At 53.9% G+C, this 20,198-nt stretch carries 20 protein-coding genes; all 20 read right to left on the reverse strand.

The window, feature by feature from the left end; all coding sequences use genetic code 11:
• The gene (locus DW114_RS05835) at nucleotides 1-1,194 is read right to left on the reverse strand and encodes a DNA mismatch repair protein MutS (RefSeq protein WP_117452838.1); all 1,194 of its coding nucleotides are present in this window, start codon (nucleotides 1,192-1,194) and stop codon (nucleotides 1-3) included.
• A 12-nt stretch (nucleotides 1,195-1,206) separates the two neighbouring features.
• Nucleotides 1,207-3,075 carry a DUF3849 domain-containing protein gene (locus DW114_RS05840; RefSeq protein WP_117452839.1) on the reverse strand — a complete coding sequence of 623 codons (1,869 nt, stop codon included), beginning with the start codon at nucleotides 3,073-3,075 and terminating at the stop codon, nucleotides 1,207-1,209.
• A gap of 1 nt (nucleotide 3,076) precedes the next feature.
• Complete coding sequence (locus tag DW114_RS05845; protein ID WP_117452840.1) at nucleotides 3,077-3,850, reverse strand: phosphoadenosine phosphosulfate reductase; 774 nt, start codon at nucleotides 3,848-3,850, stop codon at nucleotides 3,077-3,079.
• Nucleotides 3,847-5,916 carry a DNA topoisomerase 3 gene (locus DW114_RS05850; protein WP_117452841.1) on the reverse strand — a complete coding sequence of 690 codons (2,070 nt, stop codon included), beginning with the start codon at nucleotides 5,914-5,916 and terminating at the stop codon, nucleotides 3,847-3,849. The genes DW114_RS05845 and DW114_RS05850 overlap by 4 nt, the downstream gene beginning before the upstream one ends.
• Complete coding sequence (locus DW114_RS05855; RefSeq protein WP_117452842.1) at nucleotides 5,913-6,692, reverse strand: DUF4366 domain-containing protein; 780 nt, start codon at nucleotides 6,690-6,692, stop codon at nucleotides 5,913-5,915. The genes DW114_RS05850 and DW114_RS05855 overlap by 4 nt, the downstream gene beginning before the upstream one ends.
• Entirely contained in the window at nucleotides 6,685-6,921 is a 237-nt protein-coding gene (locus tag DW114_RS05860; protein ID WP_117452843.1) for a DUF4315 family protein, read from the reverse strand. The genes DW114_RS05855 and DW114_RS05860 overlap by 8 nt, the downstream gene beginning before the upstream one ends.
• Nucleotides 6,922-6,937: 16 nt before the next feature.
• On the reverse strand, nucleotides 6,938-9,145 hold the full coding sequence (locus tag DW114_RS05865; protein WP_117452844.1) for a C40 family peptidase: 2,208 nt from the start codon (nucleotides 9,143-9,145) through the stop codon (nucleotides 6,938-6,940).
• A complete protein-coding gene (locus tag DW114_RS05870) occupies nucleotides 9,145-10,092 on the reverse strand; it encodes a DNA-methyltransferase (protein ID WP_394336420.1) in 948 nt (315 codons plus the stop codon). Before DW114_RS05870 ends, DW114_RS05865 begins: the two co-directional genes overlap by 1 nt.
• Before the next feature lie 35 nt (nucleotides 10,093-10,127).
• Entirely contained in the window at nucleotides 10,128-10,721 is a 594-nt protein-coding gene (locus tag DW114_RS05875) for a nitrogen fixation protein (protein ID WP_117452846.1), read from the reverse strand.
• Nucleotides 10,722-10,738: 17 nt separating this feature from the next.
• Nucleotides 10,739-13,138 (reverse strand): VirB4-like conjugal transfer ATPase, CD1110 family, encoded by a 2,400-nt coding sequence (locus DW114_RS05880; RefSeq protein ID WP_117452874.1) that lies wholly within the window; start codon nucleotides 13,136-13,138, stop codon nucleotides 10,739-10,741.
• A 1-nt stretch (nucleotide 13,139) separates the two neighbouring features.
• Entirely contained in the window at nucleotides 13,140-13,520 is a 381-nt protein-coding gene (locus DW114_RS05885) for a PrgI family protein (protein WP_117452847.1), read from the reverse strand.
• Complete coding sequence (locus DW114_RS05890) at nucleotides 13,489-13,977, reverse strand: XF1762 family protein (RefSeq protein ID WP_117452848.1); 489 nt, start codon at nucleotides 13,975-13,977, stop codon at nucleotides 13,489-13,491. The genes DW114_RS05885 and DW114_RS05890 overlap by 32 nt, the downstream gene beginning before the upstream one ends.
• A complete protein-coding gene (locus DW114_RS05895; RefSeq protein WP_199483491.1) occupies nucleotides 13,965-14,534 on the reverse strand; it encodes an MT-A70 family methyltransferase in 570 nt (189 codons plus the stop codon). Before DW114_RS05895 ends, DW114_RS05890 begins: the two co-directional genes overlap by 13 nt.
• A 13-nt stretch (nucleotides 14,535-14,547) precedes the next feature.
• Nucleotides 14,548-15,417, reverse strand: a complete 870-nt coding sequence (locus DW114_RS05900) for a VirB6/TrbL-like conjugal transfer protein, CD1112 family (RefSeq protein WP_005934793.1) — start codon at nucleotides 15,415-15,417, stop codon at nucleotides 14,548-14,550.
• Nucleotides 15,418-15,456: 39 nt separating this feature from the next.
• Nucleotides 15,457-15,672 carry a Maff2 family mobile element protein gene (locus tag DW114_RS05905; RefSeq protein ID WP_005934794.1) on the reverse strand — a complete coding sequence of 72 codons (216 nt, stop codon included), beginning with the start codon at nucleotides 15,670-15,672 and terminating at the stop codon, nucleotides 15,457-15,459.
• Between the two features lie 134 nt (nucleotides 15,673-15,806).
• A complete protein-coding gene (locus tag DW114_RS05910; protein WP_117452850.1) occupies nucleotides 15,807-17,576 on the reverse strand; it encodes a VirD4-like conjugal transfer protein, CD1115 family in 1,770 nt (589 codons plus the stop codon).
• Nucleotides 17,573-18,064, reverse strand: a complete 492-nt coding sequence (locus DW114_RS05915) for a PcfB family protein (protein WP_033121582.1) — start codon at nucleotides 18,062-18,064, stop codon at nucleotides 17,573-17,575. The genes DW114_RS05910 and DW114_RS05915 overlap by 4 nt, the downstream gene beginning before the upstream one ends.
• A gap of 130 nt (nucleotides 18,065-18,194) precedes the next feature.
• Nucleotides 18,195-19,091 (reverse strand): DUF6017 domain-containing protein, encoded by an 897-nt coding sequence (locus DW114_RS05920; protein WP_233511334.1) that lies wholly within the window; start codon nucleotides 19,089-19,091, stop codon nucleotides 18,195-18,197.
• A gap of 5 nt (nucleotides 19,092-19,096) precedes the next feature.
• Nucleotides 19,097-19,858, reverse strand: a complete 762-nt coding sequence (locus DW114_RS05925) for a phage antirepressor KilAC domain-containing protein (RefSeq protein ID WP_117452852.1) — start codon at nucleotides 19,856-19,858, stop codon at nucleotides 19,097-19,099.
• On the reverse strand, nucleotides 19,851-20,099 hold the full coding sequence (locus DW114_RS05930) for a hypothetical protein (protein ID WP_040650084.1): 249 nt from the start codon (nucleotides 20,097-20,099) through the stop codon (nucleotides 19,851-19,853). Before DW114_RS05930 ends, DW114_RS05925 begins: the two co-directional genes overlap by 8 nt.
• Nucleotides 20,100-20,198: the final 99 nt, after the last annotated feature.

Consider the following 20,198-nt stretch of genomic DNA (forward strand, 5'->3'; position numbering starts at 1 on the left):
TCAGAGTTCCATATCCTTTCCTTTCAATTTCTGCGGTTTCGGCGTGTGGGTCGGCTGTGCCTTCTGTGCGGATTTCAGCTTGTCACGGATGGATTCACGGGCAGCGGGCTTCTTTGGGATGGTGTCGTAGATGGCAGTTCCGGCATCCTCCACATACGAGCGGACATACTGAATGCTTTCAGAAAAGCGGATCGGTCTGTTCTTGTCCTCAATATTGGTCAGTTGGACTTCATCGGCGGCAAAATCAACCGCTTCGATTCTGCACTTGATTCCGTCCACATTCAGCGTCGCGCCGACAGGAATGTAATCTGCGGCTTTGAGTTCCTTGAAGGTCTCGCCGTCCTTGCTGAGAAAGACATCCATGCCGGACTTCCAGAGCTTGTGAGAACCGGCTACCCATGCGCTTTCACGGAAGCCGGTCACTGGCATGGAGGGCTTGCCGCGTACCTTCTTCTCAAGGAGCTTTGTGCCGAGCAGGGGCGCGGCTTTTTCCGCGTCCTTGCCGTACAGCTCAAAATAGCCGTTCTGGGCAAAGCAGACCAGCGCGTCAGGGTGAGCCTTTTTGACCGCCTCGTACTTCCGAAGTTCTGCAACGGGCAGAGGCGAAAGCGTCTCTGTCCTTCCTGCATCCGGCAGTCTGTCACGGCGGGTTTTTTGCTTGGACAGCACTTCCGCCAGAGCCTCCGCGTCCTTCGGGAGCGTCTGGTGGGTCTTGACGCCGCCATGCTCACCGACCAGAGCCATTGCTGCATCGAAGCTGCTGCGGCATGGGGCGTCCAGCACATAGTCGTCTGCGAAGGTCAGCCGATCATGATCCGGCGCAATCGCGTTCTGCGCCACATTTGCCGCCTGTTCCCGGTAGTTGATCTCAAAGACATCTCCGAAGACCTTGCCACGCTTGACGGTTTTCGGGACAATGACGCGGGCAACGCACTCGTCGTAGGTCTGTTCCGCATAGAAACGGAAGGTGTTGTGATCTCGCGTTCCCTGAATAAAGACCTGATTTTCATTGAGGCAGTGCGTTCCGTGCGGACGGCAGAACCACATCAGCGTTTTGTCTTCGGGATTCTGGCTTTCGGCGGCGCGGCGGATGATGCGCTTGTCGATGTCGAAGTCTTCCTTGTAGCTGTCTACATGACTGTCCACGAGCTTCTGCAGCTCCGCAACGATGTCAACATCTGTGTATTTCTTCATGCGTCTCCTTTCTCACAACTCCATGTCGTGCGTTTTGGATTTGACCGGAGACTTCTTCTCCGGCTGCGTTTTCGCGGCAGCTTTGAGCTGATCGCGGATAGAGGGCTTTTCCTGCTTCTGCTCCTGCTTGACGTATTCCAGCGTCGGCATCAGCTCACGGTAACAGCCCTGTGTTTTCCTCGCTGCATGACGGCGATGGATTTTGAACAGCGGCTCACCGTTCTGCGTGACCGTGTTGCCCTCGATCCTGACGCCGTTCCGCGCCAGCAGATTGAAGGAGTGGTTAGAGGCGCGATAGGACGCCCGCATTCCGTCGTTGTTATAGGCAATCTGCCCCTTGAGCGTGTCCATGACGGCGGCTTTGATTTCCTTCTCTTCGGCAGTCAGGCGGTGCGCTTTCGGTGCTTTTGCCGCTTCCTCCGGCAAGGGGGCAAAGGGAGACTTGACCTCCACGGTTTTTACCTCAATCGAGGTAATCTCATCGTTCTCCCATGCAACGACCTCCGGGTCTCTTTCCTCCGTTTTCTCAGAAACAGCTTCCTTTTGAGCTTCGGTCTGCTGGCGGAACGCATCGACGAAAAGGGCGGTCAGTCCGGGATTGGGTTTATCCACAAGGAAGCGAGAGGCATTCTCAGGGCAGACTTCAACGCTCTTTGCCCACTCCTTGAGAGACTGCGGAATGCGCCCGTCGAAGTCTTTCTGCTGAATGGTGTTTGCGAGGACGTACCGGACGCGCTCCGGAGAGAATTGCTCAAGGACGCTTTTTACGGCAGCATCCGCATCCAGCCGGTTGTCTCCGTAGTTAGAACTGATTGCCGCCTCAATCGCACGGCGGCATTCCACGTTTGCAGCGAGAGAAGCACGATATGACTCCAGCTCACCGGCTTCATAGGCGTAATTCGCCGTCTCGCGGTAAATGGGGGCTTCCGGCTTTTTCTCCGGAACAGCTTCCTGCTCGACGGACTGTGCTTTCTCTGCCAGCAGCACCTTGAGCTTGGCGTCAATGCCCTCGATCATCTCAGCCGCCGTCTTGCGGATGGTGTCCAGAGAGCTTTTCAGTTCCTTGGTTTCCTTGCCGGATGACCAACCGGCAATGTAGCCGAAGGAGTAGTCCGAGGTTTCAATGCCGTAACGCTGGCAGACGGTGTAGGCAACGCTCTCCGCCTCAACTTCTTTGGTGTGACGATCCTTCTTATCTTCGGGAGCGGCTTTCTCGTCCGGCTTGAAAGCGTGGAGCTTTGCGTGGGCGATCTCGTGAATGGCGGTCTTGACCGTCTGGATTTCGCTCATGCCTTCCTGAATGGCAATGCGGCTTTCAACCGGAGAGAAGAATCCCTTTGCGCCGCCCGGAATATCCTCAAAGGAAACGGGGACGGGAGATTCCTGCTTGAGCGCATCGAAGAACGCCTCGTAGTTCTCGACGGTGCCTTTTAGTTCATCGACGATGATGTCCGGAAGCTCCTTGCCGTCCGTCTGTGAGACATCGAAGACACTCACCACCTTGAAGGCAGGACGCAGAACCTCAACCGTCTCTGTGACAGCCTTCCCATCTGCGCCGATCACCGGCTTCTGCGTCGCGGGGTCAATCTTCTCACGCTCTTCCTGCACCTTGTACGGCGCGGGTGCAAGAATCTTGATGCCCTTTTCGCCCTTCATGACCTGACGGTCAAAGTTGCGCTGCCACGAGGTATAACCGGCAACATAGGTTGCCTCCGGCTTCTGCATCGCAATGAGCAGCGTGTTGTTGAAGGAATAGTTGTAGAACTTGGACATCGTGCGGAGATATTCTTTGAACCGCTCGGATTCAAAAAGCTCCTTGATGCCCTGTTCCAGCTTGTCCGTGATTTCGCGGACTTGCTGTGCATTTTTGCTTTCAGCCATTTCAAACCTCCATTTCGGATTTGTTTCGGGGAGAAGAAACCCCCGTCTGAGATTTGCTCAATAAACGAGCCTTTACCTCAGACGGGGTTTCTCTGCGTGTCAGCCGACGATGAAAGATGTTATCCTCCTTCTCCCATTCAATCAGCCGGTCAAACAGCTCCGGGTGTTTTGTAATCATGTGCAACAGCTCTTCGTCGCTTGCGTTGGGACAGAACCAGCAGCCGTTTCTCCGGCAGTGAGTGTAGATTGGGGAAAGCAGCCCGTGTTCCTGACAGAGCTTGTAGGCGTCAACCTCGGTCATGCCGTATTTGGCAAGCAGACTGACCTTCTTCACGCCGTCCAGACGCGCAAGGCGTTTGGGTTCATCCTCCGCGATGCCGACATAGCTCACGGTGTCCGGAGAAAGCGCGGCATTGTACTTTCGGACGGGCGGGATTTTGCAGTCCCGATTGACCGCGCACATCCCGGCCCACGCAAAACCGCGAACCTCGCCCTTGTGCGGTCCGCGGGTGATGACATGATGGAACACCTCATCGTAGGTCTTGTCCGCATGGAGAATGGTGAACTTGATGCCCAGCTCCTTTTCGCAGAAGGGCTTGAGCCGGTCATAGATGAAGTCCCGGTGTTCCGGGACTTCACCGCTTGTGTCCTGATCAAACATGACTTCGCTGAAAACTGCCTCGTCCAGCGGCTCATTGTGCTGTGCTGCCAGCAGGAGCGTCGCTACGCTGTCTTTGCCTCCGCTGCAAGAGGCAACATACTTCGGACGGTTCATCGGTCAAACTCCATCTTGAAGCTGACGTATTTGCCGCCGCTGTCATCCAGCCGGATCACTGCATCGTAGAGCTGGGGCTTCTTCGGCGTGTAAAGCCCGGTCACTCGGCACCAGCCCTTGTCCAGCAGCTCCTTTGCAATCTTCTTGGTCAGCTTCTTTTTCTTGCTGGAAAAGAACTTGTTGTCTTCCCACAGGCAGAAGGAGCAAGCCTTGTTCGAGCAGTAGAAGTTGCCTTTGCCGACATAGACCGGAGAACCACAGCGGGGACACTTGCCGATTTCCTCCTTGCCCGTGCCGAAACGCTGGGCTTCGGCGTCAGACAGGAAGGGATAGGCTTTTACCAAATCGCCGGTCATCCGGACAATGCCGCTGAGGAATGCTTCTGCATCCGCATTGCCGCGCTCAATCTCCATGAGCGTGTTTTCCCATTCCGCCGTCATTGCGGGAGATGTGATCTGTTCCGGCAGAACACAGACGAGGTTGCAGCCGTCCTTTGTGGGAATAAGGGATTTGCCTTTGCGCTCTGCAAAGCCGGACTTCACCAGCTTTTCAATGATACCGGCGCGTGTCGCGGGAGTGCCGAGACCTTTCTTCTCGGTGTCATCGTCGAACTGATCGTTTCCGGCAGTCTCCATCGCAGACAGGAGCGTGTCTTCCGTGTACTGCTTCGGAGGCGTTGTGAAGTGTTCCGTGACGCTGGCGGACACACTTTCCAGAACATCGCCCTCGTGGACTTCGGGCAGGGACTTCATGGGATCGTCCTTTTCCTTCGTCTTGAGGGAGGACTTGAACAGCTCTTCGATGGCTTTCCATCCGTTTTGAACGACGGTCCTACCCTTGGTTTTGAACTCGTAGCCCTCGCAGGAGAGCGAGATCTGCGTTTCTGCGTAGGTGTGCTTCTCGCCGGTCGCACACAGAAGGCGCATCCCGATAAGATTGAGGATTTTCTGCTCCGACTGAGGAAGCGCCGAAACATCCTGCTTTTCAAGCTGGACGGTCGGGAGGATGGCATGGTGATCTGTGACCTTGCTGTTGTCGGTTACGCGGGAAATGTCCGGAGTGACCAAAACGCCGGAGAAAAGCGGAAGCTGGCGGCAGACAATAGAAATGACCTGACGGGCGGTGTCCTCCATATCGTCCGTGATAAACTGGCTGTCCGTGCGCGGATAGGTCAGGAGCTTCTTTTCGTAGAGTGTTTGTACGAGATCGAGCGTCTGCTGGGCGGTGAAGCCGCAGTAGCGGTTAGCTTCGCGCTGCAAGGTAGTCAGATCATAGAGCTTCGGAGGATTGACGGTTTTCGTCTCCCGCTTGAGAGAAGAAACGACGGCTTGCTTTTTCTCGCAAGCCGCCGCAATCTTCTTTGCTTCCTCTTCGGTTTTGACCTTTTCCAAATCGGCGGTCAGATCGCCCTTACCGACGTGGACGTTGAAATACTTTTCCTTCTGGAACGTGGAGATTTTCCCGTCACGCTCCACCATCATTGCAAGGGTCGGCGTCTGGACGCGCCCGACTACCAGCTTTTTGTGATAGAGCGTGGTAAACAGGCGGGTTCCGTTGATGCCGACGATCCAGTCCGCCTTTGAGCGGCTGAGTGCCGCTTCATAGAGGCGGTCATATTCCTCGCCGTCCCGGAGATGGTTGAAGCCTTCGCGGATGGCGGAGTCCTCCAATGAGCTGATCCACAGACGCTTGAAGGGCTTGGTGCATCCGGCTTTGTTGTAAACCAGCCGGAAGATCAGCTCACCCTCGCGCCCTGCATCGGTTGCGCAGACCAGCTCGGTGACGCGCTTGTCCTTCATGAGAGAGGACAGCACCTTGAACTGCTGTGCTTTGTCCTTCGTGACCTCAAACAGCCAGCTTTCCGGAACAATGGGCAGATCGTCATACCGCCACTTGGCATACCGCTCATCGTAGGAGCTGGCGTCTGCCAGCTCCACCAAATGACCGAAGCACCACGAAATGATGTAATTGCCGCCCTCCATGTAGCCGTCCTTGCGGGACGTCGCGCCCAACACCTTTGCGATGGACTGGGCGACGCTGGGCTTTTCAGCAATGACTAAGATCAATCTTCATCACCTTCCGTTTCGGCATCCTCCGCAATCTGCGGCTCATCATCCTCGTTGATGTACGGCTCTTCCTCGTAGCCTTCATCATCAAAGAAGTCCATATCCTCATCCTTGGGCTTTCTGCCCTTGACGAACTTGATGTAGTAATAAGCTGCACCCGCAGCACCGGCAAGGGCAAAGATGACGAGGATCATGCCGATGTTGGATTTCTTTTCGGGTTTAGGGGCGGGAGCATCGGTTTCTGCATCCTTATCCGGCTCAGGTGTAGCGGGGGCTGTGCCGGTGCATTCGCTCATGTTGGTCTTGCAGACCGGGCAGTCGGTGTTGACCTGACCGGCAGCGCATTTTTCCTTGCAGTTACAGGTAGTCAGAGCCGCCGCAGTATCATCATCCAGCAGCGCAAGCAGGTCGCTCTCATCGACCATGTTGAGGAAGTACGTCTGATACTGTTCCTCGTCCTCATTGATGGGTGCATCGTAGTCGATGACAACGAAAAAGGTATTGCCGTTCTTCGTCTGGACTGTGATGAACTGCTTGTTGGTTGCCTTGTCATAGAGCAAGTCGCGGGTGTAGGCGTTGCCCTCATCGTCAATCGGCTCACCCTTCGGCTTTTCCGGCGTGGGAGTGACTGCGGGCTGCTGCTCGGGCTGAGTTGCCTCCGTGACGGGAAGGTTCTGTTCGGTATCATCGGCGTAGGCAAACGCCGTGACCGAGAAGCAAGACAGAACCATGACGCAGACCGCAAGGACGGTCAGAAAACGAAACTTCTTACGCATTGTCGATTACCTCCGTATTTTCAGCGGGTTTGGTGCCGCCCTTCATGGAAGACAGGAACACCATGATCTGATCCTTGTCCATCACCATAGAGCGCACGGTATTGATGATTTCAAGGTTTTCCAGCTCTGTCTTCTTGTCGTACAGCTCCTTGAGCTGACCTTCGATTTCGGACTTCTTCTTTTCAGCCTTCTCAATGTCGGAGAGGACTTTCTGATACTTGGGATTCATGAAAAACTCCTTTCTTTTAATAGGCGGGTCTTCCGAAGGCGTAGAAATGCTGCTGCCAATAGGAAGAGTTGATAGATGTGTACTGAATGGGATCGCCGCAGTGGATCATGACCCCATCACCAACATAAATGCCGACGTGGGACACGCCGGGGGTGTCATACGTCCCGACGAAAAAGATGAGATCACCGGGCTGTGCATTCGCCTTTGAGACCGGCGTACAGACGTTGTAAAGCCCTTGTGCGCCCAGCCGACCGGTATTCACAAGACCGCTGTTCGTGAGAACGTAGCTGACGAAGCCGGAGCAGTCAAAGGATGTGTCGGGATTGGAGCCGCCCCACACATACGGATAGCCGAGATACTTTTCCGCCTCGGTGATCAGTGTCGCAAACTTCTCGTCGTTCAGGTATTCCGGGTTGACATCGTAGTCGGCGGGAGGATTTGTGATGTACTTGTCCACATAGGGAGAATCACCGAACAGATCCTCGCGGTTGCCCAGCACCGACATATACGTTGCGTACATGGAAAGCTGTTCCTGAGACATGATGTAGACCGGGACATGGGAGAGATTGAAGTTTTCGAGCTTCACGTTGCAGATGTAGTAGTCATACGGGACGCGGTAGGTTTCCGTGTGCGTGTTGCCGTCTGCATCCGTCCATGTGTCGGTCTCCGTGCGGTATCTGGTTTCGACGATAACCTCTTCGGTAAGGATGTACTGCTTTTCAAACAGCATTTGGAGCGTTCCCTGCACCTCATCCAGCGTGAACTCGCCCTCATGGAGAGCTGATAGAATGGAGATCAGCACATAGGGGTCATGCTCAATGTCATCCAGATCGAAGTGGTATTCATCATAGTTGTGAGTGCTTTCGTAGGTGTCGAGATAGCGTTGCAGCTCTTGCTCCATCCGGCAATACTGCGCCTCCGCGCCGAGCATCGCGTCATCCTCGCTGAGATAAGAGGAAGCGATAACCGACGAGCCGGTAGAGGTGAGCATCGAACACGAGCTGATTCCGGCACCGAGCAAAACGAGAAGGGCAATTCCGACTCCGACCCAGATGAAGACCTTCTTGTTTTTCTCAAAAAACTCCTTGATCTTGTCGGACGCCTTCTCACCGAGCTTCTTGCCGGTATTCTTTGTGGCAGTCCCGGCGGTCTGAGACCCGGCATTCCGTGCAGCGGCATATTCCTTCTTGATGTTCTGCTTCTGGTAGTGCTTGTTCATGTTCTGCTTCTTCATCTCAGGATGCTCCTGCTGATTTCTCTCATATTGGAGCTTTGCATCAGCAGCATCCGCCTTATGTTCCAGCTTGGAGACCTTCTCATAGGGCTTGTTGACGCTTTTTTCTCTGTGATGACTGAAATGCCTTGCGGCGGTCTCGGCGACAATCTCTGTTTTGTGCGCCGCCTCGACAGCCGAGTTTTCCTGCTCGACCTCATGGATTTTGCCGTGAATGCCGGAAGCGAGGGTGTCACCGACCTTGCGGACGGTTTTATCTGCCTCAAATTGCAGCTTGCCTTTGCCCGTGGGCTTTTTCAGCTCATCCTCAAAATGAAGGCGGGTTTTGCCCTTTCCGGTCTCTTCATCAAAGACGCGCTCTTTCTTGAGAACCTTGTGCGTGGGCAGCTTCTCGCGGGCAGCGTCCAGACGCTCATGCGCCTTCTCGGACTTCCTTTCGAGCTTCTGCATCCGCTTCGTGGGCGGGACGGCATCGTCCGAGAGCGGCTTTGCAGAGGCGGTTTCCGCCGCTTGAGTGAGAATGGCATCCGCGTCAACGGCTTCAACCGCAGAGGTCTTGCGCAGCTTGTGTGTGACAACCGTTTCGGCAATCACCGTGCCGGTATGCGAAGAAACGCCGTGCTGCTCCAAAGCAGGCGGCTTGAACGGCGTTTCCGATGAGGGCAGCGGTTCGGGTACATTCTGGGGTGGATTTTCTGCCCTTTTCTCTTCTGTGACAGACGTTTCCGAGGGCGGCTGTGTGTCGTTATCCTCGGCGTGTTCCGCCTGAAACTGACGCTGCTGGCGGCGCATCTGCACCTTTTTCTGTTCCTCCGGGGAAAGTGCCTCGGAAGGCTCGGCTGTCTCAGCGGGCTTGACCAGCTCTGCGTCTTCCAGCCGCTTTGACACACGCTGCTCGGTGCCAGCCGTCAGGTTTTCCTCGACTGCGCCTTCCCTCGTCATCCGCACGACTACCTTGTCACAGGCTTTAAGTTCCGGTTCCTTGGACATCAGATTTCACCTCCAATCCGCTTGTAGGCAAGCTCGGTGTACGCCGGATTCAGCTCGATGCCGATGAAATGACGCCCCATCTGTGAGGCAACCATGCCGGTTGTGCCGCTTCCCATGAAGGGATCAAGCACAACGCCGCCTTCGGGACAACCGGCGAGAAGACAGGTTTCAACCAGCTTCGGAGGGTAGGCGGCATAGTGACCGCCCTTAAAGGGGACGGTGTTGATCTTCCAGACGTCGCGCTTGTTGCGGAGCGGATTGATGTCTGCGTCCTTGATCTCGCCATGCTCACGCGGGCGGTTGATGGTCTGCGGCTGAGGCTGACCGGGAACGGGCTTGCCGTACTTGTTGCCGCCCTTCATGCCGCGCTTGAGGCGTTCTGCCGTTGCGGGAGCAATCGGCTCGGAGATTGCCTTGTAGTCAAAGAAATACTTCTTGGACTTGGAGAACAGGAAAATATGCTCATAGCAGCGGGCGCATCGGTCTTTCACGCTCTCCGGCATGGGGTTATCCTTCATCCAGATGATGTCGTTGCGCAGATACCAGCCGGTATCGCGGAGGGCAAAAGCCAGCATCCACGGAATGCCGATCATGTCCTTCGGCTTGCAGCCCTCAACCTTGTTGTTGAGAGCCACAGCCTGACCGTTTCTGCCGTTGGGGTTCTTCGGGTCAATGAAATCACCCTGATTGCCCTTTCCAGCGTAGGTGTCCGCGATGTTCAGCCAGAGCGTTCCATCCGGACGCAAAACGCGCCTGACTTCGGTAAACACTTCCGTCAGGCGCGAGATATATTCCTTCGGCGTTGTCTCTCTGCCGATCTGAGCCTCCATGCCGTAATCGCGGAGCGCGTAATACGGAGGGGACGTCACACAGCAATGAACGCTGTCATCGGGCAGGGTTTTCAGGATTTCAAGGCAATCGCCGGTATGAATGATGTCAAGCTCTATAAAAACCAGCTCCTTTCTTCGGATTTGAGCGCATATCAGTCGGAGTAATACTCGTCCGGCTCGTAGTCCTCGTCTTCCATGAAGTCCTCGTCGAGATTGTCAATCTCGTCCGCCCAACGGTCGAAGATTTCCTCTGCTTCCTTCGCTGCCTCACGATAGAGGCTCAGGCGGTTCTTCTCGAAGGCAGCGAAGGCGGGGACGAACTTGCCAAACTCGCGGATTGCCTTCACATCCTGCGTGCGCATATCTGCGACGCACTGAATGATTTCGGACATCGTGAGCAGATCGTCGATCATCAGCTCATACCTGTCCTTGGGGATAGATACGGCTTCATCATCCGCCGCGTCTGCGAAAGGGGTATTCTCGTCGCTGTTACTGCACTTGGGAACATCAACCTTGAAGTAGAAACCGATCATATCCACAGATACCTTGGTCATAATCTGACGCGCCTCCTTGACCTTCTCGTCGATGTCCTCCCTCACATGGAGGTAGGCGCGGTGATGCTTCTTGAGGTCGCTTTCCAGTCGGATCAGATCGGTCAGCTCCCACAGAGCCTTAAACAGCGCGGAGGTGTTCTCTCCGTATTCGATAGCGTCCGCATAGGGAATGGTAATCATCTTGTTGGTCATATTCAAAAATCCTCCTATCAGTTCTGTACGGTTTCTTCTAAGCGGGTGGTCATGATGCGGTAGAGCTGGGTGTCCTTCGGGAAATCGTCCTTGAAGGGAACGATGGTCGAGCCGTAGAAGATCAGCCCCTCACCGGCGTTGGAGTTGGTGATGTAGTTCTGCTGGCTGGGCGAGATGTTCAGCGCCTTCGAGAGAATCTGCCGGTCGCCGGATGCCTGATTTAGAAGGTAGACAAAATCCGAGTTTTCAAAAATGTTCTCCACCTCGCGGGAGGCAAGAAGATCCTTGACGTTCTGCGTGATTCCGGTCGGGATGCCGCCCCATTTTCTGAAACGCTTCCAGATTTCCACGCTGTACGCGGCGGTCTGTTCCTCTTTCAGCAAAAGGTGGAACTCGTCCATGTAGTAGCGCGTTGCCTTGTGCTGGGCGCGGTTGATGGTAACTCTGTTCCACACCTGATCCTGCACGATCAGCATACCGAGCTTTTTGAGCTGCTTGCCGAGTTCGCGGATGTCATAGCAGACAAAGCGGTTGTTGACATCCACATTCGTTCTGTGATTGAAGACGTTCAGAGAGCCGTGAACATAGATTTCAAGGGCAGTTGCAATGCGCTGTGCCTCCGGCTCCTTCTGATTTCTCAGAATGTTGTAGAGGTCTTCGAGGATCGGCATTTTCTCCGGCTTGGGGTCTGCAAGGAACTCCTGATAGACCATACGGACACTGCGGTCAATGATGGTCTTCTCAACCGGCTGCAAGCCGTCCTTGCCGCCGACAATCAGCTCGCACATGGAGAGAATGAAGTCGGATTTCAGCGTCAGCGGGTTTTCCTCTTCGGAGTAGTTCGTGTTGATGTCCAGCGGATTGATGTAATCCGTGCTGACCGGCGAAATGCGGATGACCTGACCGCCGAGCTTCTGCACGAGGGGGAAATACTCGGCTTCGGGGTCGCAGACGATGATGTCATCCTCCGTGATGAGGAAGGCGTTCGTCATTTCGCGCTTGGCGGAGAAGGACTTACCGGAACCGGGTGTACCCAAGATCAGCCCGTTGGGGTTTTTGAGCTGCTTGCGGTCAACCATGATCATGTTGTTGGACAGCGCGTTCAGCCCGTAGTAGAGAGCTTCGCCGCCCTGAAAAAGCTCCTGCGTGGTAAACGGCACGAAAACCGCTGTGCTGGAAGTAGTCAGCCCGCGCTCGATCTCCACCTGATTGACGCCGATAGGCAGAGAGGACATCAGCCCTTCTTCCTGCTGGAAGTCAAGACGCTTGAGCGCACAGTTATACTTTTGGGCAATGGCGGCGGTCTGGAACACCGCGTTTTCGAGCTTCTGGCGGTTGGTTGCCGTATTCATGATGAGGATAGTCACAAGGAACAGTCTCTCATTGCGGGTCTGGAGATCCTGCAACAGACGCTTTGCCTCACCGCCGAAGGTAGCGAGATCGGACGGGATGATGTCCATATCGTAGCCGGAGCGGACAGCCTTTTTCTGCTCTTCAATCTTCATCTTGTCGAGGTCGGTGATCTTCGACTTGATGCTCTTGATTGCCTTCGCCTGGTCAATCGTCCGGATATGAAAATTGACCGTGATGTTGCTGTCCATCTCAAGGAAGTCGGCAAGCATACGGTCATTGAGTTCCGGCGCGAGGATTTGCAGGAAGCTCACCGCGCCGATGGTTCTGCCCATCTTGAAACACTTGCCTTCACGGAAGTCAAAGGAAGTGGGCGAGATGAAGTCCTTCGTACTGAGTCCTGTCCGAGCAACCATGTCAAAGGAAAAGCGGAACGGCTCGTTGGTGTCCATGTTAAACACATCATGAAGCACTTTCAGCCGCTCGTAGCCGGACAGCGGCTCCGTCCTCACGCCGAGGGTTTTGAAGTTGTTGAGAATGTCGGTCTCGATGCGTTCGAGCTTCGGCTTTGCCGTGCGGAGGGAGTCTGCCTCAATGCCGAAGGTGATGTACTTCTTCTTGACCAGTCCGTTGTTGCCCTTGGTGAGCTGACTTTGCAGCATACCGGAATACTCGGAGCGGATGTCGTTGAAGGCGTCCTCCTGTGCCGGAATGTTGATGCGCTTGCGGAACTCATTGAGGCTTGCCTTCTGATTGATGAAGGAGAGCTGAACGAAAATCGAGCTGTCAAAGTAGTTCAGAAAGTCGCACCAGTTCTCAAAGATGGCAGTTTTGTCCTCGTTCTGCGCAAGCTGGTAGTTGATGTCCTCAAAGGCGATGGACTTCGTGTAGAGGCGGCTGTTTACCTTGCAGATACCGTCGCGGCTCATCTCCACATAGGGAATGGTCTGCTGGGCGGACTTGCGGACTTTCTTTGCCTTCCTGTCCTTTTTCTTCTGCATGACGAGCCGCTTCTTTTCCTGAGCGGAAAGGGCATCGCCGTAAACGATGCCGTTTTTGACGGTCATCTTAGGCTTTGCCTTTGCTGTGCTGTTGTTCAAGCTGCAATTCCTCCTGTTCTTTGATTTTCTGCTGAATCTCAGCGTAGAGGTTGTTTGTGCGATAGGGACGAACCTTGTCGCGGATGAACATGGACTGTACGATGTGGTACAGATACTTTTCGGCGGGCTGTCCGTCCTTCTCGTAAAGCGCGAAGAAGATGAACGGGAGCATGATGACCACCATCAGCATTGCCGCCGTAGACAAGTCGAGATGTGCCTTCGCCAGAAAGAAGATCGGGACGCCGACTGCCGCAGCGACGGAAAAACAAATGAGCTGCCGCTTGGTCAGGTTGAACATGACCTTCGTTTTGACGCGGTTAAGATCCTTCGGGACCGGAACAAATGCCATTGACTGTTTCCTCCTTTCTAAGCTGCTTTTCATAGCGCAGCTTCATTTGTGCGGGATATTGATCCTCCTTCGGTTGACGCTTGCCCGTCCAGCGAAGTCCACCCGCTTTGCCTTGACAGATCCAGCCGGAAGCCAGAAGGCTTGCGCCATTTTCACTTTCCAGTGTGTAGGTGATGATGCGCTTATAGCCCATAGCCGCAGCAGCTCTTGCCGCCGCGCCGTAGAGAAAGCTGCAAGCGTTCTTCGCCCCGTTGGTGCATAGCCTTGTAACCTCCAATGTGAAGCCGTCATCCAGATACCGGCTGACGGGACGCCCGGCGATGATTACACCGACCAGCTCACCGTCTGCTTCACAGCCGATGGAAAACTTGTGACCGGCAACCGGCTTGTGATGCCGGTGATGCTTCCGGACATACTCGTTGGCGTCTCGAAGAGAGATAGGTCTTAGCCGCAGCATGGTGTTTCCTCCATTGGAAGATGTGCCGTGCATTCGACCTCGTTGCCCCAAACGTCCCAGCCTTCGGGAGACTGTCGGGCAAAAAGCTCTACGCGGGGAAGGTCTCCCATGAGCCGAACAATGCGCTCCCGCGCTTCATCCGGCTTTTTGGAATGCTCTTCGATGTGGCTGAGGATGACCTGACGCACACCGGCGTCAACTCGCTTCGGGTGTCCCTTCGTGGCAAGGATGCAGATTTCCGCGTTTGCCCTTGTCCAATACCCCATGCCGGTGAAGAGGTCATCGTTCTTGCGGTTTTGCTTCACCCATACAAAAGCCACGGTCTTATAGGAAAAGCCCCATGCCGTCAACACTTCGAGTGCTTCACAGAGGCACGGGAACGTGATCCAGAGAAACAGAGTGCAGTCTTTAGCGGCAAGCTCACCGACCGGAAGTGCCTTGATGTCTTCAATGCACATTGTCGGGTAGTGGCTTTCCGCCGACCGTCCCTGTCCCTTCTTGGAGTAAGTCCGATACGCCCAAGGGGGATCGGCGTAGATAATGCTGTACTTCTTCATGCTGCCGACCTCCTTAGTGCGCATGGAAGATGGATTTTGCGAGGCTTCCGGTCTTGAACAGCGAGAAGCACAGAATGACCGTGTACGCTGCCACAGAGAACAGAGCCGAATGAATGTTGTCTGCGATGATCATGCCGTTGATCAGCACCGCATAGATGCCGACGCAGACCATGATGAGAAAGCCCTGAAATGCCAGAGCGAACAAGCCTTTCAGATAGTTCGTGCCGATGCTGCCCCATTCGCGGTTGCTCATGGTTGCGATGGGAATAGGCGCAATGCTCACGGTGCAGTAAATCTCAATCATGCGCCCGTAGAGGATGACCGTAATGAGGATTGCCATGATTTTGAGGCACAGGCTGATCAGAAGCGTTTCTATCGACAGTCCGAGCAGTTCTCCGACGCCCATGTTCTCCATGCCGGTACGCATCTGCGCAATCGTCGCGTCAATGTCAATGCTGGTGTTGCCGTGGATGACTCCTGCTGCGCCGGAAACCACGTTCTGCCCGATGTCGAATACTGCCATCACGATGTCAAAGGTGTGCGTCACGAGGTAGATCGCCACAGCCGCCTTGAAAAACCACTTGAAGAACATCCAAGTGTCCATGTCATGAAGGTTGTTTTTCTCGGTGATCATGGAAATCAGCTCGTAGCACAAAACGAAGGTGATGATGATACCAGCGATGGGGACTATCACGTTTTCGGATAGTCCCCGGATCATCTGGTACACGCCGCCGTTCCAGCCGGACGGAGTTTGCCCGACCTCGGCGGCAATCGTTCCTACCTTCTCGTTGACATCGGTGAACATATTGGTCAGGTTGCTCTCGATCCATCCGATCAGCATATCCTTGAGAGCCTGTTCGATCTTTTCTAAAATGCTGCCCAATATTTCACCACCCTTCGGTTAAGCTGGGCTTGCCGTGGATTAGCCGAACAAACCGGAGAGCAGGGGGATGAGGGTCGTGCCGATCAGCACCACACCGCCGCCAGCCATGAGCTGCTTGATGCCCTGAGACTTGGCGCCGGGGTTGTCGTTGCCGTAGCCTTCCATGAGGTTGACAACACCCCACACTGCGAGACCTGCGCCGAGGGCGATAACGAGCGTCTGAAGAACCGTGACAGCCTGATTGATGAAAGCCATAGATTTTCCTCCTTGAATCGATGAAAGTTGAGTGTGTATTTTTGAAAATGGGCATAAAAAAAGAAGCCCCGTCGCTGTTCTGCTTTGGGATGAGCCATCAGGCTTTACCCACTGCGCAGTGCAGCGACGGGGCTTTAATCTGCATCGACCTCGCCCATATCATAGAGGTCGAATGTGTCATCGGGCTTGACTACCAGCTTGTGCTGCCGGTACTTCTCGATGTCAAAGGTGTTCCGCTTGTCGTAGTCGGAGAGCTGTCGGTATTTGGGATGCTTCGTAATGTCGTATTTGTTACTGAGAAAAGGTCTCACACCTCGAAGCTGCAAAATACACTTGGCTCCGTCCATGACGGCGATCTCATCCTGAGACATCAGTTCCTTGCCGGTCTTCTGATAATTCAAGCCGTAGGAGTTGTTGTTGGAACGGGTTTCTGAGGTGTTGTAAAGGTCGATTGTCTCCTTGCCCAGCACCTCGCTGATTTCCTTGAGGGTCGATTTTTCTTTTCCGCCGAGGAAAAGTGTGCAGTCACAGTTGCCCGTAATGGTGTCCGCCGCATCCTTGTAGATGGTTTTGAGCTGAGACTGGGACTGCAAGATGATTGACGCCGAGATTTCCCGGCTTCGGATGGTGGCAATGAGCTTATCAAACTTCGGGATTTGACCGATGTTCGCAAACTCGTCCAGCAGGCAGCGAACATGGACGGGAAGCCGTCCGTTGTAAACGTCATCTGCTTTGTCGCAGAGAAGGTTGAAGAGCTGAGAATACATGATCGCCACGACGAAATTGAAGGTGTCATCGGTATCGGAAATAATGACGAACAGCGCCGTCTTCCGGTCTCCGATTGTGTCCAGCTCCATCTCATCGTAGCTCATCAGTTCCCGCAACTCTGCGATGTCGAAGGGCGCAAGCCTTGCACCGCAGGAAATCAAAATCGACTTAGCAGTTTTGCCCGCCGCCAGCTTGTATTTGCGGTATTGCTTGACCGCAAAGTGGTCAGGATCGCGGGCTTCCAGCTCATCGAACATGACATCCACGGGGTTCTTGAAGGTCTCATCGTCCTCTCTGGCTTCCGAGGCATTGATCATTTCGAGCAGAGTAGTAAAGTTTTTCTCGTGGTCGGGTGCCTCGTACCAGATGTAGCCGATGAGAGCTGTGTAGTAGAGCTTTTCCGCCTTGACCCAGAAATCTTCGCCGGACTTATCGCCGTCTCCCTTCGTATTGACGATGATCGTATTGACCAGCTTGAGGATGTCCTTCTCGCTGCGGATGTAGCTGAACGGGTTGTAGTGCATGGATTTCCGGAAATTGATGGTGTTCAGCGACTTGATGATGTAGCCGCCCTTTTCAAGCATTTTGCCGCATTCCAGCAGCACCGTACCCTTCGGGTCAGTCACAACATAGCTGCTGTGCATCTGCATCAGGTTTGGCTTCACGAAAAAGCGCGTCTTGCCTGAGCCGGAACCGCCGATGACAAGGATATTTTTGTTGCGGGCGTATTTCGGCTGCTTCGGGCGGCTGTTCATGGTCAGGAACTCCGTCTGCGTTAGGATGACGTTGTTCGAGAACTCCGGATCCGTGTACGGCTTGATGTCCTCCGGCTTGCCCCATCGTGCAGATCCGTATTCTTCGCCCTGCCGGAACTTCTTGCGGTTCTTGCCTTTGACGTAGACCGCCAGCTTGAGCAACGCACCGGCAATCAGACCGATGAGCAGATCGACGGGATGAAAGCTGGGCAGCGGATTTGCAAAGGCAGTGCCGAATACAGCAAAGCCGTTTGTCAGCTTGTCGATGAACTCCGTGCCGGGAGCGAGACGAAATACGGCGGCGATCTTATCCGCAAAGTAGAAGGCGAAGACATACGGTAGGTTCAGAAGAACGAGCTTCTTCACATCGGGTTTGTTCACAGCTCCACACCCCGATCCTTGGTCTTGACCTTGACCTTCTCCTTATGCTGCGCCTTGCTCTGAACTTTCTCCTGATCCAGCTTGTGCCGGATGGACGGCTGTTCCTTCTGCTTGACGGTTTTGGCGGAGAACTCCTTGAACGCGGCGGTCATCACATCAACATCCCGTCCCTTGAAGAAGACAAGGTAGCTGGGCGGTTCTACGGAAACGTCCTTCTTGAGCGCAAAGTCCAGACCGTATTTGCTGGCAGTCCGCTCAAAGGACTTGATGTTGCCATCCGTCACTTCGATGTTGGAGATGGCGGCGTTCTGGCTCATCAGATGCTTGATGGACTGCTTGCCGCGATAGGTTTTGGGCTGCTGCATCTGCTTCTGCGCCTTCTCGATCTCCTGAACGAACTTGTCCAGAGCCTTTTTCAGCACCTCGGCTGAGATTTTGCCGCCCTTGATCATGATTGCAACAACTTTGGTGTTGACTTCATCCTGCATTGCGGCGTTTACCTCCTTTCGTTGGAATGATTATTGGGACTGCTGCCACAGCTAAGGCGGCACAATCCGGCGATAGATAATTTTCATTTACACTGTCCTCCTTTCCGAGCATTGCTCACGATGGTATTCATTAAAGAGTGTCTTCACAAAGGCTATAATCGTAGGTCTTCGGCTTCTTTGACCCTGCCGATCTGTCCTGCCCGTAGAAATCATGATTGACGAGGGCGGAGTAGTAATTGTCTATCGTCATAGAGGCGTTATACAGAGAGGTCAACAGGTACGCCCGGATATTACGGATGTCTGACGGGTTCTTGTTCATTGCTTCCAGAACGTACTCAATGTGGCTGCTATTCAGCTTGAGAAAGCGGGATTTGACTACTTGCTGCGGCATATCCTCGCCATTGATGCGGATGGTCGGCGCAGTGGAACAGACGGCATCCAGCATGATGTCCATGATCTCCCGGAAGCGGTCTTTATCGAACTTCGGATTCTGACAGAGAATGTCGTAGTCAAGATTCTCTTTGATAATCTCTTCATACTCGCTTCGCTCATCCATCCTGTCCATCCCATCAAGATTGATGGATTGATAGTTCTTTGAGAGAGTATTTCTTTCTTGGGTAATTACTTGATCAGTATTTATTTGTGCGGACTTATCCCCGCGTGGATTATCCACATCTGGCTTCTCCACACATGGATTTTCCGTGTGTGGTATTTCCCGTTCTGGCGTGGACTCCTGCGGCTCTTCGTATATCTCAAAGATTGTGCTGCTCATCCTGCCTTTACCGTCTCTCTGCCGGTGCCGGACAAGGTAGCCGTGCTTTTCAAGCTCACGGAGCGCGGAGAGAATGGCATCCGGACCTTCCTTGCAGATTGCAGAAAGTCCCTTGGTTGAGAACTTCCAGCCATCATTGAACGAGAGCATCTTTGAGAGAAGACCGACCGCCTTGAGTGACAGGCTCTTGTCTCGGAGGTGGAAGTTCGCCATGACGGTATAGCCACGATTTTTATTTACGCGATAGACTGCCACGAAAATCACCTTGCTATCTTGGGAAGCAGTTCTTCGCCGCACTTTTTCTGGAACTTCATTCGGATGACCTCCTTGCCCTTCGGCGTGAAGTAGGTCTGAGAACCGGTGTAGCAGAACGTCACAAAATCGCGGACGATGAACAGTCCGGCATTGCTGTCCTTGTTGTAGGGAAGTAGCTGCCCGGAAGGAGAGCGGAACAGGTACTTTTCTTTGAGAAGGAACTGGACGAACTTGCGCTCCGGGATTTTCAGTTCCTTCGCCGTCGTTCGGATATTGGTGCAGTCATCCGGATTGATGAAGGCGTCGTAGTAATCGGCTTTGGGCTTCGCCGTGTTCAGCTCACACTCAAGAGCCTTCACACGATTCTTTTCCAGAATCAACGCCTGAGCAAACTCCACAATGACCGCAGGTTCCTTCTGAATGCGTTCCAGAAGGGAGTCCGTCATGTAGCCGCCGGTCTTGCGAATGGTAGGAATGACCTCATCAAATACCCACAGTTCAAACTTTTCAGCCGCAGGAAGTTTGCTGCGAATAATTAGCCGATAAACGTCTCCTTCCGGGATGAAGTTGATACTCTGAACTTTCCCGCTGATAGGGGTAGAACGTTTCGTTATAGCCCTGCAATGGTCGTTGACCGCCTTGTTCGGGTTGGTGTAACCGAGTGCCTTTGCAACATCTGCTGCACAGAACAGAACTTTTTCTCCTTCGAGGATCGTTCTTACCTCACCAAACTGTTCATTCTTGAAGATTTCGATTTTGTTATCCATGACTGGCTTCCTTTCCGGCATCAGATGTGCCACTTTGATTTTTGAGGGTTGAAACGGGATTGCAGCAGTAGGGACACTCCGCAAACACGCAGGACTGATATTTCCAGAAGGGACGATGAAAGCGGCAGCTTCGGCACTCAGGGAGAATGCCATCCACACCGCTGTCATAATGCTCAAAGCCGGGTGTGGTCTGCATCAGCAATTCCAGTGCTTGCAGATCACCGGCTGTCATGCGTTTCATGCTTAAAAACTCCTTTCTTTCGCCGCATCGCCAGCAAATATTGCGGCTTTTGGGCAACAAAAAAAGAGGGTTTGCTTCTTACTCCAAATTGGAGAAGAA

It is taken from the genome of Absiella sp. AM09-50 (genome assembly GCF_003433845.1).
Lineage (GTDB): Bacteria > Bacillota_I > Bacilli_A > Erysipelotrichales > Erysipelotrichaceae > Hoskinsella > Hoskinsella hominis.